The sequence below is a fragment of the Bacillus sp. ISL-77 genome (assembly GCF_018613105.1).
In genome coordinates this window covers 23122-40373 of record NZ_JAGGQY010000032.1, presented here as the reverse complement: position 1 = coordinate 40373, position 17252 = coordinate 23122, and the positions used below count along the sequence as shown (strand labels likewise).

Genomic DNA, 17252 nt, shown 5'->3' with positions numbered 1-17252 from the left:
TCAAGATATTTTATTCATATTGATACCTCAAAGTAAGTCTAATTTATAAACCTAAAAGGATGAGTTTTTTATGGAAAATAATTCAACTGCTAATTCATTAAAGCTTTTTATAGTCCTTTCAAGAGCGTATAAAGCAATTAACGAGCATGTAAATAAAGTGATCCAGGCCAGTGGTTTAAATCCAACTGAATTTGCAGTTTTGGAGCTCCTTTACCATAAAGGTGACCAGCCAATGCAGCAAATAGGCGGGAAAATATTACTTGCAAGCGGAAGCATTACTTACGTGGTCGACAAACTTGAACAAAAAGGGATGTTAAGAAGAATTGCCTGTCCGAAGGACCGACGAGTCACTTATGCACAAATAACTGAAGATGGGAAAATGTTTATTCAGGATATTTTTCCTGAACATGCTGAGCAAATTGATAAACTCATGTCATCACTGACTGAAACTGAAAAACTGGAAGCAATTGACCTGTTGAAAAAACTAGGGTTGCCTGCTGGTAAGTTCTAATACGGCCATTGGGTCGTATTTTTTTTGTAGTTAGGAATGTTAGTGGATAGTATATAATAAAATAGATTGGAATATTAGCAAAGTATAAAAGGGGATGGTTCAATGGGGTTTGAGAACTATACATACATACGTCCGGATTTAGATGAGGTAACAGAAAAATTTCATTTGGCACTTGAGAGCCTAAAAAATGCAGAATCAGTTGAAAAGCAAAGCAGGGTCATGAATGAGATTAATAAGCTAAGAAATGATCTAGGTACGATGTTCAACCTTTGTTATATTCGTCATTCTATTGATACAAATGATGAGTTTTATAAGGATGAACAAGATTTTATGGATGAAATCCAGCCTGAAGTTGAAGGGTTAGTAACTAAGTATTATCAAGTGCTTGTAAATTCTAAGTTCCGTCCTGAATTAGAAGAGAAATGGGGAAAGCAGCTATTTGCCCTGGCTGAAGGACAACTTAAAACATTTAAACCTGAAATTGTGCCCTTACTTCAGAAGGAAAATCGCCTATCAACGGAATATACGAAGCTAATGGCTTCGGCAAAGATAGAATTCGAAGGGGAAGAGAGAACATTAGCACAATTAGAACCATTCGCGCAGTCGACTGACAGAAAAATGAGAAAACGAGCCAATGAAGCGAAATTTGGTTTTATGGTTGAACACGAAGCAGAGTTTGATCGAATTTATGATGATCTGGTGAAAGTAAGGACAGAAATTGCTGAGTCACTTGGATTTAATAACTTTGTTGAACTTGGTTATTACAGAATGATGAGAACAGATTATAATGCTGAGATGGTCGCCAATTTCCGTAGTCAAGTACAGGATTTCATTGTTCCGATTGCCACAAAATTAAAAGTACGTCAACAAGAAAGAATCGGACTGGATAAATTAAAGTACTATGATGAAAGCTTTAATTTTCAATCTGGTAATGCCACTCCAAAAGGTACTCCGGAATGGATCATAGAAAATGGACAAAAAATGTATGAAGATCTTTCAGAAGATACGGGGGCATTTTTTCGCTATATGCAAGATAATCATTTGATGGATCTTGTTGCCAAGAAGGGTAAAGCTGGCGGAGGCTACTGTACGTTTATAGAGAATTATAAAGCACCTTTTATTTTTTCTAATTTCAACGGAACGTCCGGGGATATTGATGTCCTGACACATGAGGCAGGTCATGCTTTCCAAGTGTATTCAAGCCGTCATTTTGAGATTCCCGAATACGCATGGCCAACCTATGAAGCATGTGAAATTCATTCGATGAGTATGGAATTTTTCACATGGCCATGGATGGACTTGTTCTTTAAGGAAGACACCGATAAATACAAGTTTTCACATTTAAGTGATGCCCTATTATTCTTGCCATATGGGGTTTCGGTTGATGAATTTCAACATTGGGTCTATGAAAACCCAGAAGCTACTCCAAAAGAGCGTAAGCTCCAGTGGCGTGAAATTGAGAAAAAATATTTGCCGCATAAAGATTATGACGGAAATGAATACCTAGAGAATGGCGGCTTCTGGCAGCGCCAAGGGCATATCTATAATTCGCCATTTTACTATATTGATTATACGCTCGCCCAAATTTGTGCTTTCCAATTCTGGAAGCGTTCAAGAGAGAATCAAGATGAAGCTTGGGCAGATTATGTGAAGCTTTGTAAGCTAGGCGGGAGTATGTCATTCACAAAGTTAGTCGAGGCAGCAAATCTAATCTCTCCTTTTGAAGTTGGTTGTGTAGAGTCAGTTGTGGGTGTAATTGATGATTGGTTAAAATCTGTGGATGATAAAAATCTATAGTTAAATGAAAAAAGCGAAGCCGTTCAAGAAATGGCTTCGCTTTTGACCTATTTAAGAGAAGTTACTTTAGAAACTACTTTGAGCTGATTTTCTTCAACAACGGCAGATAATTTTTTAGTATCTGGTTCCTCTAAGATAAAATCAGCAATTTTATCTTCAAGTTCTTCTTGGATTACGCGGCGGAGCGGGCGTGCCCCAAATGCGGGGTGGTACCCAAGCATAGCTAGTTTTTCTTTTGCTTCTGTTGTAATGGTTAATTCAATCTTTTGCTCAGTAAGTGTTTCTTGTAATTCACTAATCATTAAATCGACAATATAGAGGATATGCTCTTTACCGAGTGAATTGAATTCAATGATACTATCGAAACGATTCAAGAATTCTGGCTTAAAGAAGCCGCCTAACGAGTCAAGTATACTTGCTTCTTCGATCGCCTCTGTTGTACCAAATCCAACATGAACTGTCTTGTGGCCCACACCAGCATTGCTTGTCATAATGATAACAGTATCCTTAAAGCTGACAATTCTTCCTTGACTGTCTGTGAGTCGGCCATCTTCAAGAATTTGCAGGAACAGATGCTGGACATCTGGATGTGCTTTTTCAATTTCATCTAATAAAATAATGCTATATGGATTTCTCCTCACTTTTTCGGTTAGCTGTCCGGCCTCTTCATGACCTACATAGCCAGGAGGTGAGCCGATTAATTTGGAGACGCTGTGTTTTTCCATGTATTCGCTCATATCAAGACGGATCATCGAATCCTTAGAACCAAATAATTCCTCAGCAAGCGTTTTGGTTAACTCTGTTTTTCCCACGCCGGTTGGTCCAACAAATAAAAAGGAACCAATCGGGCGATGCTTTGATTTTAAGCCGGCCCGACTACGTCTAATCGCTTTAGAAACTTTATTTACAGCCTTTTCCTGGCCAATAACCTTTTGGTTAAGATTTTCTTCTAATGCCTTCATTTTTAGCTGCTCATCTTGTTGCAGTTTTCCAACAGGTATCCCTGTTTTTTGTTCGATGATTTCTTGAATAAGCCCTACATCAACGATGGGTCTTTCAGAGCTTGATATTAAATGTAAAGACTTTTCAAGGTTTGTTTCTTCATCGCGAAGGGATGCTGCCTTTTCATACTGCTCATTTTTAAGTGCTTCTTCCTTCTCAGCAGCAATCTCTTTTAGACGTATTTCAATTTGTTCATTGCTCTTATAATCCGAAACTAGGTTTAATTTCGAACCAGCTTCATCAAGCAAATCGATGGCTTTGTCAGGTAAAAAGCGGTCTTGAATATAGCGCTGAGACAATTGAACACAGGCAAGGATTGCTTCATCAGAATAGACGACTTCATGATAATCCTCATACTTCTTTTGTATCCCTTTTAATATATCAATCGCAGCTTCTGCAGTCGGTTCAAGTACATGAACTGGTTGGAAGCGCCGTTCCAGAGCAGAATCTTTTTCGATTTGGCGATATTCTTTTAATGTGGTTGCACCAACCACCTGAAGTTCTCCACGAGCAAGGGCAGGCTTTAAAATGTTGCCGGCATCCATAGAGCCTTCAGCAGAGCCAGCACCTACTAGCAGATGAATCTCATCGATGAAAAGGATAATATTTTTCCGCTCCTGTAATTCGGAAATGACTTGCTTCATTCTTTCCTCAAATTGGCCACGGATTCCTGTATTGGCAACAAGGGAAGCGACGTCAAGCAAATATACCTCTTTACCCCGTAACTTACCTGGGACATCTCCTTCAGCAATTTTCTGGGCAAGACCTTCAGCAATTGCAGACTTCCCGACCCCTGGTTCACCAATTAATACCGGATTATTCTTATTTCGTCTGTTTAGTATTTCAATGACACGCTTTACTTCTCCATCGCGGCCGATGACAGGATCTATCAACCCCGCTTTTGCCATTTGGGTTAAATTACGTCCGAATTGGTCAATAAAGCCACCTTTTCCGGTTTTTCTTCCTGTTTGTTGTGTAGGTTGAATGCTATCATCCTTATCATGAGAAGTGTTATTCATGAACAGATTTTCAAATGGGAAGCTTGGATAAGAATTCATCTTTGGACCAAAACTTGCACCTAAAGTTTGCTTTTCTTTTGTATAACATTCGTGACAGAGTTTGATTTCCTTACGTTGTCCGTTAATAATCATATTTAATTGAATGTTTGCATGGTTCTCATTACATTGTTGACAAAGCATAAGCAAATTACCTCCTTGTAAAGATTCATATTTTCACTTTGACTTTGACTATATTTGACCTTATGACGATAGTATACTCTGACCTTTTTTGACTTTCAAGAAATTTGTTTTTGGTAATGCTTGCTATTTCAGGAAAAAAGCTCGTCTTTGTTTGTCCTTATCATCATATATTGATGATAAGGAGGAGATGATGTGAAAAGGGATTGGACTCAAGCATTTCAGATTGCGGCGGTCTATGTAGGCACTGTAGTAGGCGCTGGATTCGCCACGGGAAAAGAAATCGTTGAATTTTTTTCGCGGTTTGGTTTCTTTGGCTTAATAAGTATATTGATGAGCGGATATCTCTTTATTTCATTGGGTTCAAAATTAATGAGAATGGCTGCACTTATAGATGCAAAATCTTATCAAGAGTTTAATGAGTACTTGTTTGGCAAATGGCCTGGTCGTGTCATTAACGTCTTTATGCTATTTATGCTTCTTGGTGTTAGTGCTGTGATGCTTTCAGGGGCTGGGGCTATTTTTGAGGAACAGTTAAATCTGCCCAAAGCAGTCGGTGTTTTCCTGACAATTTTTTTATCCTTTTTAGTCATGCTAGTTGGAACAAAAGGTCTTTTTGCTGTCAACACGTTTGTTGTTCCGGTAATGATCACATTCAGCATAATTTTAATGTTCTATTCCATTCAAATGCCCAACTTCCTCAATCAATTATTATTTATTCCTCATTCCGACGATGGCTGGAAAAGTGTGATTGCACCATTTTCATATGTGGCATTGAATCTGGGGCTAGCACAAGCCGTTTTAGTACCGATTGCAACAGAGGTAAGGGATGATTGGACGATCAAATGGGGAGGGATTCTTGGGGGTGCTGCTTTAACAGTGATATTGATTGCTGGTCATTTCACTTTAATCATGCTTCCTAATTTGGAACAGTATAATATTCCAATGGCAATTGTTATGAAAAACTTAGCCCCTTTTTTTTATTGGATTTTTGTTCTCGTTATTTATGGAGAGATTTTTACTTCTGTAATTGGAAATGTCTTTGGACTGGACCGACAATTGAAGCAATATTTGCCCATTCCGACAATTGTGTCGGTTACGCTTATTTTTATTGTTTCCTACCTGATTAGTCTTGTGAATTACGGTACGTTGCTATCCTATTTGTATCCATTGTTTGGTTACATCTGCATGATTTTTTTTATTTTACTATGGATGAAACCATTTACACCATGTATAAGAAAATAGAAAAGCAGGTGTCCACCAGACACGCTGCTTTTCTAATTAAAAGGCAAAATAATAAAAATCAAAAGGTCAAAAATGATATGAGAAACAATAACCAAAGGCATACTCTTTTTTAAAAAATAAAGATATCCCCACACAAAACCAGAAATAAAGGCAGCGAGAACTAATAAAAATGAGCCCGAATAAATATGGACGGAAGCGTACAGAATTGATGCAGACAAAATACTTACAACCGGATTTAAGTATTTCGAGAGTCTTTTTTGGATAAATCCACGCCAGAAAAGTTCTTCGCCAGGTGCCGCAACTAAAACAAGTGCAAGGTAATGCCAAAATAAGGATGGGGCATACCAATTATAGAGATTTTTAATGCTTGTATCAATTGGCAGCTGAAGTATCTCCATTCCCCATATACCAGCCCGAAAAACAAAATATAATAAGAAACCTGATATTGATCCTAGTAGGATAAATTGAATAAATGATACTTCATCATCCACCTCCTCTTGAAAGGTTGAGTATGCGATGAGTACCAGAACTGATCCTGAAAATATATACCAAAAGATCGCTCTATCATGAAATGAAAAAAATAAAAGAACGTGAGCAATAATAAAACCAATAAGTATGCGAGGGTCTTGGAAGAATTTTTTCATTATCGCGATCTCCTTTTCGAAACAATAAAATTTATTTTATCAAATTAGTTTTTCAAATGGAAATCATTACATCACCCCTTTCCCCATTTATATTGGTTAGAACACCAAGAAAAGAAAAAAATAATAAAGAAGGGAGTGAAAGGGATGAGCAAATCAAAGAGTGAACAAGAACGAGAATGGACAGTTAGGAAACAAGATCAAAATCCTCATGGGAAAGTCAAAAGTTTAAAGCAGTTATCAAAGGAAGCTGGAAAAGGCGAATAACGGTTTAAAAAAAAAGGCAGCCATGGTTAGACTGCCTTTTCTATAATTCTATTAATTAATAAGCGCTTTCTTTTACAACCTTATAGTTTTTGTGATTAACAACTGTTCGTTGATCCAATTCTAAATCACGATAATTGTCCATAAATGTTAGGTCGACTATGACAGAATTTTCATTTACCTTTTCAACAATCCCCTTTAGACCACCGCGGAATTCTATGATATTTCCTACTTCTGCTTTTCTCATTTTAGTCTCTCTCCTTTACCTCAAAAAACTATAATAAAATCCAGTTAAATAACAGTTTGCACTACTTTATTCATTTCGTAAAGGCTTTTATTTGACAATTATGTTAATTCTTTATAAACATTTTAATTATATGAGAAAAAAGGCCATAAAAGAATCGGAAACGCTTTCAAAAGTTATCGTAAGTTTCGAAAATTGGCTTAATAAAAGTCATATACGTTAATATAAACAGGTAAAGGTGGTGCAACAGAATGAAGGAAGAAATGATCACTGAAATCTTGGATCGACTAATGACTGGTGAACTTTCAGAGTATTTTGTAACAAATGATGATTTCATGGAATTTCGTCAGGTACTTGTAAAAAGAAAAGATTTTAAGCATTTCCGCGGAATTGGTCAGAGGGGAGGCGATGTTTTGTATCAATATCTAAAAGAACCAAGAAGCTAATCGCTATTATTACCAGGAACTCTCCTTTAGAAATGTTGAAATAATCAAAAGCTGTCGAAAGTGACAGATTTTATTGTTTTTCTTGGGGGAAATATGATAGTTTATGAATGTTTTTGACAGAATTGTGACAAATGATATAAAATTAATTTTGCAGTTGTTTGATAAAGTGGAAAGTGCTATTCTATCAATTGAATAAACAAAAAACATTATCATGAGAGTGTAAATTCATTACATATTTGTTTTCCTTTTGGAAAAAATAAGAAGAAAAGATTTGAATTTAACTCTTTAGCTAATTAATGATTTAGTTGACTAAATGATGAGAAATGTTTATTTTTAATGAAGCAAGTTTATATTTTTATATACATTAAAGGAGTTTGATGATCATGTCAGAAAAGCAATTTAAGGTAATCGCAGAAACAGGGATACATGCAAGACCAGCAACTTTATTAGTACAAACGGCTAGCCGATTTGATTCTGAGATTCATTTAGAATATAAAGGTAAAAAAGTTAATTTAAAATCAATTATGGGTGTTATGTCTCTAGGTGTTGGCCAAGGTGCAGATATTACGATTTCAGCAGAAGGAAACGATGCAAACGATGCTTTAAATAGCCTCGAAGAGACATTGAAAAAAGAAGGATTGGCTGAATAATGACTTTTTTACATGGGATCGCAGCATCAAACGGTATCGCAATTGCGAAAGCTTACCGTCTTGTAGAACCAGATTTATCTTTTGAACAAAAAACAATTGACGATGCTGCTGCAGAGGTTGACCGTTTTCGACAGGCAATGGAAAAATCTAAAGCAGAACTCGAAGCAATTCGTGACCGTGCCAAAGTTGACTTGGGTGCGGATAAAGCAGCTATTTTTGAAGCACATTTACTTGTCCTAAGTGATCCTGAATTAAATACACCTATTGAGGAAAAAATTCAGTCTGATAAAGTGAATGCTGAATCTGCTTTAAAGGAAACGGCAGATATGTTCATTATGATGTTCGAACAAATGGATAATGAATATATGAAAGAACGTGCAGCAGATATTCGTGATGTAACGAAGCGTGTATTAGCCCATTTATTAAGTGTACAACTGGTTAATCCAAGCATGATTGCTGAGGAAGTTATCATTGTTGCAGAGGACTTAACACCTTCAGATACAGCACAATTAAACAGACAATATGTCTTAGGATTTACAACAAATATTGGTGGACGTACCTCACATTCAGCAATTATGGCTCGCTCTATGGAAATTCCAGCAGTAGTTGGAACAAAAACGGCTACTGAGGAAATCAATAATGGGGATCTAGTTATTGTTGACGGTTTAAAAGGTGAAGTACATATAAATCCTACTCCAGAACTTGTTGAACAATACCGTAAAGTTCATGATGAGTATGAAGTACAAAAAGCTGAATGGGCCAAGCTTGTTAACGAACCAACGGTAACGAATGATGATCATCATGTAGAATTGGTCGCCAATATTGGTACTCCCAAGGATTTAAAGGGAGTAATTGAAAATGGCGGGGAAGGTGTTGGTCTTTACAGGACCGAGTTCCTATATATGGGAAGAGACCAGCTTCCAACTGAGGAAGAACAGTTTGAGTCCTATAAAGCCGTTTTAGAAGGATTAAAAGGAAAACCCGTTGTAGTTCGTACCTTGGATATTGGCGGGGATAAAGAACTGCCATATTTGGACTTACCAAAGGAAATGAATCCATTCTTAGGTTTCAGGGCAATTCGATTATGCTTAGAAGAGCAGGATATATTCCGCACCCAGCTTAGAGCCTTGTTACGGGCAAGTAACTATGGGAATTTAAAAATCATGTTCCCGATGATTGCAACTCTGGATGAATTCCGTGCGGCAAAAACGATTCTTGAAGATGAAAAGCAAAAGCTTCTTGCTGAAGGTCAAAAGGTTTCCGATGAAATTGAACTTGGAATAATGGTCGAAATTCCTTCAACTGCTATCTTAGCTGATCAATTTGCAAAAGAAGTAGACTTCTTTAGTATTGGAACTAATGATTTGATTCAATATACGATGGCTGCAGACCGCATGAACCAACGTGTTTCATACCTATATCAGCCCTATAGCCCATCCATTTTACGATTAGTAAAAATGGTTATTGATGCAGCACATGCAGAAGGAAAATGGACAGGTATGTGTGGGGAAATGGCAGGAGATGAAACGGCCATTCCAGTTCTTTTAGGTCTTGGGCTTGATGAATTTTCAATGAGTGCAACTTCAATTTTAAAAGCTCGCTCACAAATCAGGAATTTGAAAAAATCTGATATGGAGAAGCTTGCTCAACAAGTTTTAAATATGCAAACAACTGCTCAGGTTATTGAAGCAGTAAATGGTGCTACAAAGTAAGCACAATACTCAAAAAAGACCGGCTGATGATTAGCCGGTCTTTTTCTGTCGTTTATTTATTTTTTGATTTTTCACAGTATTGTCTTTTTTATTATGGATTTCTGAGTATAATAATAAGTGATACATAGTACCTATTTTTCGACCAGTACTTTAGGGTGATATATGGACAGGAATAGGTAAGTATTTTATTGGGCATGGTAAATTTGAAATGGTGGAGGTGAATGGAAGTATGGAACAAAAACCTGTACATTTTGATGGAAGTTCACTACTAGGTCAAGCAACCAATGAGGCAATGGTTAATGAAGCATTCCAGTTGACTGATGAAATGAGAATTAACATTGGTCACAACCCTTACTCTCTTGATACAAATGAATAAATGATGCATGAAAAGGATTTGTCTTCGGGCAAATCCTTTTTGATTATTTTCTCTTATTTTAACTAATAATATTATTGTCTTTATTCAAAAGAAAGGTGGAGCTTAAATGGTACGTGTTTTGTATATCACGGCACATCCTCACAATGAAACACAGTCCTATAGTATGGCGGTAGGTAAGGAATTTATTGATAGCTATAAACAAATCAATTCCAGCGATGAGGTAATTCATCTAGATTTGTATAAAGAACATATACCTCACATTGATGCAGATGTGTTTAGCGGCTGGGGAAAACTTCGTTCTGGTCAAAGCTTTGATGAATTAACAGCGGAAGAAAAGCAAAAGGTTGGCCGGCTTAACGAGTTAAGTGAGCAGTTTGTTAGTGCGGATAAATATGTGTTTGTCACGCCTTTATGGAATTTCTCATTTCCGCCAATTATGAAGGCATATCTTGATTCTGTATCAGTTGCGGGCAAGACATTTAAATATACGGAACAGGGCCCAATAGGTCTTTTAACGGATAAAAAAGCATTGCATATTCAAGCCCGGGGTGGATTTTACTCAGAGGGGCCTGCAGCACAGATGGAAATGGGACACCGATATATCAGTGTGATGATGAGTTTCTTTGGAGTTCCATCCCTAGAGGGGGTGTTTGTGGAAGGCCATAATGCAATGCCTGACAAGGCTGAAGAAATAAAAGAAAATGCGATTGCACGTGCAAGGGATTTTGCACATACATTCTAAAAACTTAATATAGTTACAGAGGCAGATTAAATCTGTCTCTTTTTGTATGATTTTTTGGCAAGTATTTCCTCAATTTATCCTGTATACTAAGAATATATTTATGAAGGAGGAATTGTAAACAATGGAGTTGAATTTAACTGGTAAAACAGCTTTGGTGGTTGCTTCCAGCCAGGGCTTAGGGTTTGCAATAGCTGAACGATTAGTAAGAGAGGGGGCAAATGTTATGATTTCTGGCCGAGAAGAGGAAAAGCTGAAACAAAAAGCAAGTCAGCTTGAATCTCTTGGTATGGGAAAAGTAGCCTACCAAAAAACTGATATAACTAATGTAAATGACATTAATCAGCTGGTAAAAGTAACAGCAGAATCGTTTCAAAGAATTGATATACTAGTTAATAATGCTGGAGGCCCTCCTGCAGGGGCGTTTGAGGAGTTAACAGATGAGGAATGGCAGAAGTCCTTTGAATTGAATTTATTATCATATGTTCGAATGATCCGGGCTTCTTTGCCCTATTTAAAAGAGCAGGGCGGGAAAATTTTGAACATCGCCTCTACTTCGATTAAAGAACCAATTCCAGGCTTAATACTCTCGAATACCTTTCGGACGGGAATAGTTGGACTAGCAAAAACTCTTGCTTCAGAACTGGCTCAATATAATATTCTTATTAATACCATTGCTCCTGGCCGGATTGCAACTGACCGCGTCAATCATTTAGATCAAGTAAATGCAGATAAACTTGGAGTCGATCGGGAAACTATCGCATTGCAAGTAAAGGAAGGAATTCCATTAAAGAGATACGGAACACCAGAGGAATTTGCAAATGTTGCAGCTTTCCTATTATCTGATGCTAATTCCTATATGACAGGCAGTTCATTTTTAGTAGATGGAGGGATGATCAAAGCGATATAATAACCCAATTATTTTTTCCTATATTAACCTTTCTTTACGTTTATTACCGATGTATTTTGGCTATGGTAAAAATATTAAGGGAGTGTTATAGATGCTGAAAAATATTCGATTCATTACTGTATTGATCTTAATAGTATGCAGTTCTTCTCTGCTAAGCGGCTGTAGTTTGCTTTTTTCCAATGAATTAATTGTAAACCGCTATGCCGACGCCTTGTTAACAAAAAATAATGAACTTCAATTCCGTTTTCGAATTAACAATGAAATATTAACAGGGCAACAATTATATAAAGTGAAAGTTACTATTCACGATGACAAATTAGCTGCCGCAATCGGTAAACGAGAAATAGTATACGGAGAAGATCAAGTGTTGAACGGTGAATATTTAGAAGTAAAAGGAAAAGGTGAGAAATATATTTTTATGGATCCGTTGCCCCTAAGAGAAGATTTACATATTCTTGACCTTAAAAACATGATTGAAAAGGATAATGCTGTTTCGATTGAAGTATTTAATAATCAAGAAGTATTCGGTCGTGCCTATTTAACAAATTTTTCTTCAGAGTTATAAAAAGTGATTATGTTCTCGGTTGAAAGGACAAAATATATTTGTGCATAACTTTGGAGATGGAGCACGAAGACCGGAGCGACTGGGACGTTCCGGTTTTTTTATGCATAATTTTTTATCAATCAAAATTTTAATGCTAAAATATATAAGGAAAATTCCAAAGAGAGGGAAGATTATTTTGCTTACTCCAGAAAATACGGTAATTGGATTTATTGGCACAGGTGTAATGGGAAAAAGTATGGCAGGACATTTATTAAAGGCGGGCTACTCTGCAGTTGTATATTCAAGGACAAGGGAAAAGGCACAAGACCTATTGGATAATGGCGCATACTGGGCCGCAACGCCGAAAGAGGTAGCTGAAAAAGCATCAGTAACTTTCACAATGGTCGGTTATCCAACCGATGTGGAGGAAATATATTTCGGCGAAAATGGCTTAATTCAAAATGGAACATCTGGAAGCTATCTTATCGATATGACAACCTCTTCTCCGTCACTTGCCATTAAAATTTATGAACAGGCTAAAAGGAAAGGAATTCAGGCGATTGATGCACCTGTTTCTGGTGGAGATGTAGGTGCAAAGGAAGCTAAGCTCTCCATCATGGTTGGCGGTGAAAGTGAAGCGTTTGAAGAGGTTCGTCCTATATTGGAGTTGCTTGGGACTAACGTGGTCTACCAAGGCAAACCTGGTGCTGGCCAGCATACAAAAATGTGCAATCAAATTGCAATTGCTTCTAATATGATAGGTGTTTGTGAAGCAATTATATATGCTGAAAAAGCTGGGCTGGACCCAGAAAATGTCCTGAAAAGTATTACAACGGGAGCTGCTGGAAGCTGGTCTCTAAGCAATCTTGCACCAAGAATGTTAGCCGGAAATTTTGAACCTGGTTTTTACATAAAGCATTTTATAAAGGATATGAAAATAGCGATAGATGAAGCTGATCGAATGGGAATGGAAGTACCAGGTCTCTCATTAGCTAAATCTTTATACGACCAATTAGCCGAAATGGGAGAAGAAAATAGCGGCACACATGCGCTTTATAAATATTGGAAGAACTAATAGTTGAATAAATTCCTCCTATCTTCTTGAAACTATAAGAGAAACCTTGAATTAGGAGGAATTGTTAATGGCTAAACGGACAAAAAAGAACGACGCGAAACAAAAAAACAAAAAGGGGTTTGATTCTGCAGTAGCGAACGAAGAATTTGCCAATGAATTCGGCTCAGCTGCAGCAAATCAAGCACATAAAGAAAAGGCTAAAAAAGAAAAGGCTCCTAAAAACAATGGGAAATATAAAGGCCAATAATTTTTAAAATTAATACCCTCACATTAAATGTGAGGGTAAAATTCGTTTATTTCCAATTTCGTAAATATTGTTCCAGCCGATTTAGGCCAAGTTCTAATAATTCCATAGAACAAGCAAACGATAACCGGAAATAGCCTTCTCCATATTCAGAAAAAGCACTGCCTGGAACGACGGCCACTTTTGTTTCTTGAACAAGCTTAAGGGCAAAGTCAAAGCTGCTTAATGCGATGGTATCAGGAATTTTCACAAAGAAATAAAACGCTCCGTCCGGTTTGACGGCATCAAGTCCCATAGCAGATAATCGCTTGAAAACATAATCCCTTCTTTTTAAATATTCCTTTTTCATCACAAGCGCATCATCAATACCTGTTGTAACAGCCGCAAAAGCTGCTTTTTGCGCAATCGAAGTGGCACAAGAAATGTTATATTGATGGACTTTTAAAATATGTTTGGTGATACGTTCAGGTGCAAATAAAAAGCCAATTCTCCATCCTGTCATTGAGTGGGATTTGGATAACCCATTTATTACGATGGTTTGTTCTTTTAGAAAGGAAGCAATCGATTGATGTGGCTGATCATAGGTAAGTTCGCTGTATATTTCATCTGCAAGGATAAAGATATCTTTATTCTTAAGATATTCTGCTATTTCTCTTAGCTCTGACTCTGAGAGACTGACTCCAGTCGGGTTCGAAGGGTACGGGAGTACAATACAGCGAGTTTTCTCAGTAATAATTGGTTTGATCATTTCTAAAGTAAAGCGAAACTGGTTTCGCCGAATATCGACATGCACTGGAGTTGCCCCCATCATTCGAATAATTGGTTCATAGCCAGGATAAATTGGACCTGGTAATATGACTTCAGAATCCTCTATTAAAATAGACCGAAAAGCAATATCAATTGCCTCACTTGCCCCTGCAGTAACAATCACTTCTGATTCAGGCTTATAATGCAAGCCATATTTTTTTTCTACAAAATTGCACGCTGCTTCCCTTAATTCAATCGTCCCTGCATTATGGGTATAGGAAGTAAAGTTTTGTTCAATTGCTGCAATAGCTGCATTTTTTACATGTTCTGGGGTCGGGAAATCAGGTTGTCCAATTGTAAATGAAATCAGGTCATCAACATGCGCAACCATATTAAAAAACTTTCTAATTCCCGAGATTTCTATATCTTTTACTCGTTGATTAATTAAATGCTCCAATATTGTCCATCCTTCCGACAGGGTTTCATCTGTTATGAATATAATAATTATAGACTATTTTTATCTAAAGTTACCACTATGTAGAAATAAAAAACGATCTGAGTTTTTATCAGACCGCTTTTTGGGGAAAGGAAGTTCCATTCAAATTAAAGTGTTTTAATAACCATAGTCCCAGTCAATTTCGTCCTCGTGCCAAAAAACGGGTGACACAGAACCAAAATTAACTATTTTACTTTCCAGCATACAAGTACAATGCTCGCAGCCACATTGCTCTTTAATTTCTTCATAAATAGAATGATCAACATCTTCAATAAATGTAACATTTTGTTCCTGAAAAAGAATCGCTGTTCCTTTCATTGGTCAAGCACCTCTTTTTAAAGTATATTCAACTAAAGATTATTTAACTTATAATTATATTGTAAATCCGCATTTATTTACCGTCTATATATTAGTGAGGTTGTTCACAAAATCATCACGAAGCATGAGCAAAAATAAGACAAATCAAAAAAGCCAACGATGGCTTTTTTGATTTTTAAGAGTACCTTTCGCCTAATTTTTTAAAAATAGGTTTTTGGTAAGTTTTGCTCTTTTTATGATTACTTGGGGGTTGATCGAGTTCTGAGATGCCAGTATATAGTTGAAGTAATGCTTTTGCTGAATTAAGTGAGAGTGTTGCCTTTGGATTTCGCACCCGTTCATCTAACTTTCCAAAATGAGGTAGTTCAAGAAAATCTGATTTAGTTGGAGGAATATGAAATGTGTATCTTCCACATTCAACAAGGACATCAGACTGCTGCTGACTATTTCGCGGATTTCCAGAAAAATGAAGACCAACTTTTTTTGCTTTGCCTTCTTCAATCAATTTTTTTAACGTTTCTTGTTTCAATCTGTACAATAATTTGGGATTTGTAGCCGTTTTTGCATGGCGATTCACAATAAAGATAGCTTGAGCGAGGTTTTCGATGGTTAGATTTAAATTTATTAGGGGGCCTTTCTGATCATAATTCAAAATATGTTCTCCTTTCAGTTATATAAAACATCTATATTATACCCCTTTTTTTAAGAAATAGGAATAATTCAGTGCATCTTTTTGGCTACTATGATAAGAAAATGATAAAAATTCTTCTAATCTTACGAATAAAAGAGAGTTTAGACTGTTAACCTAATCCTACACTATAAAAAGAATTAAAAGAAACTTTCGTGAAAAAATCTTTAATTTCTATAAATTACTTTGCAGAAGGTGTAGAAAATGAAAAGCAAGTTGAATTACTAGCAAATCCCAACTGTCATAAGTTTCAAGGCTTTTATTATTCAGAACCGATACCGGTCGATGAGTTAGAAAAGCTCTTTTTGTGAAAGCACCGATGGAATAGAATGCTAGGCTGTATAAAAAAACCTTATCTTAACTGATAAGGTTTTTTCGTTTTCTACTTTTCTGATTTTAGAGTAAAGACAGTTAATTCAGGTTTTGACATAAAGCGAAAGGGGAGACGTGTTGTTCCAATTCCTCTATTTACATATAGTGAGAGGGGATTATGCTCGCCGATTGAATAAAGACCCTCTGGGTATATTTGGCCAAAAGGAGGAGTCACAAGAGCCCCCAAAAATGGGATTTTAATCTGTCCTCCATGGCTATGACCACTAAGCTGCCATTGGACTGGATACAATGAAGCTGTTTCTGCAAGGTCGGGTGCATGGGATAATAATATTTTAAACGAATTTTTTGGCACATTTTTTAAAGTCAAAGGTAAATTAGGATTCCCTAGCATCGCATCATCAATCCCAAGCAGATAGATTATGCTTCCATCACTCAATTTAATTGGTGCTGAATCATTCATAAGTACGGAAAAATCAGTTGTTTCCATAATATTCCGGTAAATATCAGAGCCATAGCCGCCATGATCATGATTACCAAAAATGCAGTATTTTCCAAGCGGAGCCTGTAATTTCTTCAAAATAGGCATCAGTTTATTAATTTCTGTATATTGGTTTGGCTCGTCCATTAAATCTCCAGTAAATAAAATAATGTCTGGCTTAAGACTATTAATTTTTTTAACTAATTGATTAAATTGATGAAGATTATATTGAAAACCAAGGTGGGTATCACTAAATTGAATCATTTTTATTCCATCAAAGCTGTTAGGGATTAGTGGATGTTTGATTTGAAGTTCTTGAATATCGAGTAATGAGGGTTCAATTCGATTGGCATAAAGATAGCCTCCCGAACTTAATCCGAGAACGGTAAGAAATGAACCCAATGTTCGTTTTAGAAAGGTTCTCCTCGTCTGATTTTTAGCCATTTTTTCAACCAACCTATCTTTTATTCACCTTCTATAAAAAGAAGGGTCCCTTTGTATTTTCTTTAAAAACTTTCGATAATGCAAGTGAAAAGGTCCTTGGTATGTTCATATTCAAAAAAAATTAAAACATGCATAAAAAGCAGCCAACAATG

At 36.6% G+C, this 17252-nt stretch carries 20 protein-coding genes; 13 read left to right on the top strand and 7 right to left on the bottom strand.

Going from position 1 to position 17252, the window contains the following annotated elements:
* Positions 1–70: 70 nt before the first annotated feature.
* On the top strand, positions 71–511 hold the full coding sequence (locus J7E77_RS12340) for a MarR family winged helix-turn-helix transcriptional regulator (protein ID WP_214714693.1): 441 nt from the start codon (positions 71–73) through the stop codon (positions 509–511).
* A 102-nt stretch (positions 512–613) separates the two neighbouring features.
* The gene (locus tag J7E77_RS12335) at positions 614–2308 is read left to right on the top strand and encodes a M3 family oligoendopeptidase (protein ID WP_214714692.1); all 1695 of its coding nucleotides are present in this window, start codon (positions 614–616) and stop codon (positions 2306–2308) included.
* A 47-nt stretch (positions 2309–2355) separates the two neighbouring features.
* Here the strand turns inward: J7E77_RS12335 and J7E77_RS12330 are convergent, their stop codons facing one another.
* Entirely contained in the window at positions 2356–4509 is a 2154-nt protein-coding gene (locus tag J7E77_RS12330; protein WP_214714691.1) for an ATP-dependent Clp protease ATP-binding subunit, read from the bottom strand.
* A 192-nt stretch (positions 4510–4701) separates the two neighbouring features.
* Here J7E77_RS12330 and J7E77_RS12325 point away from each other — a divergent pair, with 192 nt between their 5' ends.
* On the top strand, positions 4702–5751 hold the full coding sequence (locus J7E77_RS12325; RefSeq protein WP_214714690.1) for a YkvI family membrane protein: 1050 nt from the start codon (positions 4702–4704) through the stop codon (positions 5749–5751).
* Positions 5752–5783: 32 nt separating this feature from the next.
* Here J7E77_RS12325 and J7E77_RS12320 read toward each other — a convergent pair whose 3' ends face one another.
* Positions 5784–6395, bottom strand: a complete 612-nt coding sequence (locus J7E77_RS12320) for a CPBP family intramembrane glutamic endopeptidase (protein ID WP_214714689.1) — start codon at positions 6393–6395, stop codon at positions 5784–5786.
* Positions 6396–6539: 144 nt separating this feature from the next.
* On the opposite strand from J7E77_RS12320, the gene J7E77_RS30565 reads away from it, so the two are divergent.
* Positions 6540–6659, top strand: a complete 120-nt coding sequence (locus tag J7E77_RS30565) for a DUF6254 family protein (protein ID WP_246869713.1) — start codon at positions 6540–6542, stop codon at positions 6657–6659.
* Between the two features lie 55 nt (positions 6660–6714).
* Here J7E77_RS30565 and J7E77_RS12315 read toward each other — a convergent pair whose 3' ends face one another.
* Entirely contained in the window at positions 6715–6903 is a 189-nt protein-coding gene (locus J7E77_RS12315) for a YkvS family protein (RefSeq protein ID WP_066252404.1), read from the bottom strand.
* Positions 6904–7151: 248 nt separating this feature from the next.
* Between J7E77_RS12315 and J7E77_RS12310 the strand changes: the two genes are divergently transcribed.
* From J7E77_RS12310 to J7E77_RS12270, 9 genes are all read left to right on the top strand, one after another.
* Positions 7152–7346 carry a hypothetical protein gene (locus tag J7E77_RS12310; RefSeq protein WP_214714687.1) on the top strand — a complete coding sequence of 65 codons (195 nt, stop codon included), beginning with the start codon at positions 7152–7154 and terminating at the stop codon, positions 7344–7346.
* Positions 7347–7729: 383 nt separating this feature from the next.
* On the top strand, positions 7730–7996 hold the full coding sequence (locus J7E77_RS12305; protein WP_088086214.1) for a phosphocarrier protein HPr: 267 nt from the start codon (positions 7730–7732) through the stop codon (positions 7994–7996).
* On the top strand, positions 7996–9708 hold the full coding sequence (ptsP, locus tag J7E77_RS12300) for a phosphoenolpyruvate--protein phosphotransferase (protein WP_214714685.1): 1713 nt from the start codon (positions 7996–7998) through the stop codon (positions 9706–9708). The genes J7E77_RS12305 and ptsP overlap by 1 nt, the downstream gene beginning before the upstream one ends.
* A gap of 229 nt (positions 9709–9937) precedes the next feature.
* Positions 9938–10084 (top strand): hypothetical protein, encoded by a 147-nt coding sequence (locus J7E77_RS12295; RefSeq protein WP_214714683.1) that lies wholly within the window; start codon positions 9938–9940, stop codon positions 10082–10084.
* Between the two features lie 106 nt (positions 10085–10190).
* Positions 10191–10826, top strand: coding sequence for an FMN-dependent NADH-azoreductase (locus J7E77_RS12290; RefSeq protein WP_214714681.1), 636 nt, complete (start codon positions 10191–10193; stop codon positions 10824–10826).
* 121 nt (positions 10827–10947) lie between these two features.
* Positions 10948–11733, top strand: coding sequence for an SDR family oxidoreductase (locus J7E77_RS12285; RefSeq protein ID WP_168242636.1), 786 nt, complete (start codon positions 10948–10950; stop codon positions 11731–11733).
* Positions 11734–11824: 91 nt separating this feature from the next.
* The gene (locus J7E77_RS12280; RefSeq protein ID WP_214714679.1) at positions 11825–12298 is read left to right on the top strand and encodes a hypothetical protein; all 474 of its coding nucleotides are present in this window, start codon (positions 11825–11827) and stop codon (positions 12296–12298) included.
* 175 nt (positions 12299–12473) lie between these two features.
* Entirely contained in the window at positions 12474–13352 is an 879-nt protein-coding gene (locus J7E77_RS12275) for an NAD(P)-dependent oxidoreductase (protein ID WP_214714677.1), read from the top strand.
* Between the two features lie 67 nt (positions 13353–13419).
* Positions 13420–13599 (top strand): hypothetical protein, encoded by a 180-nt coding sequence (locus J7E77_RS12270; protein ID WP_168242639.1) that lies wholly within the window; start codon positions 13420–13422, stop codon positions 13597–13599.
* Positions 13600–13645: 46 nt separating this feature from the next.
* Here J7E77_RS12270 and J7E77_RS12265 read toward each other — a convergent pair whose 3' ends face one another.
* From J7E77_RS12265 to J7E77_RS12245, 4 genes are all read right to left on the bottom strand, one after another.
* Positions 13646–14800, bottom strand: coding sequence for an aminotransferase A (locus tag J7E77_RS12265; RefSeq protein ID WP_214714675.1), 1155 nt, complete (start codon positions 14798–14800; stop codon positions 13646–13648).
* 156 nt (positions 14801–14956) lie between these two features.
* Positions 14957–15157, bottom strand: a complete 201-nt coding sequence (locus J7E77_RS12260) for a hypothetical protein (RefSeq protein WP_214714674.1) — start codon at positions 15155–15157, stop codon at positions 14957–14959.
* A 175-nt stretch (positions 15158–15332) separates the two neighbouring features.
* Positions 15333–15809 (bottom strand): YkyB family protein, encoded by a 477-nt coding sequence (locus J7E77_RS12255; RefSeq protein ID WP_214714673.1) that lies wholly within the window; start codon positions 15807–15809, stop codon positions 15333–15335.
* Positions 15810–16227: 418 nt separating this feature from the next.
* On the bottom strand, positions 16228–17100 hold the full coding sequence (locus J7E77_RS12245; protein WP_214714671.1) for a metallophosphoesterase: 873 nt from the start codon (positions 17098–17100) through the stop codon (positions 16228–16230).
* Between the last annotated feature and the right edge of the window lie 152 nt (positions 17101–17252).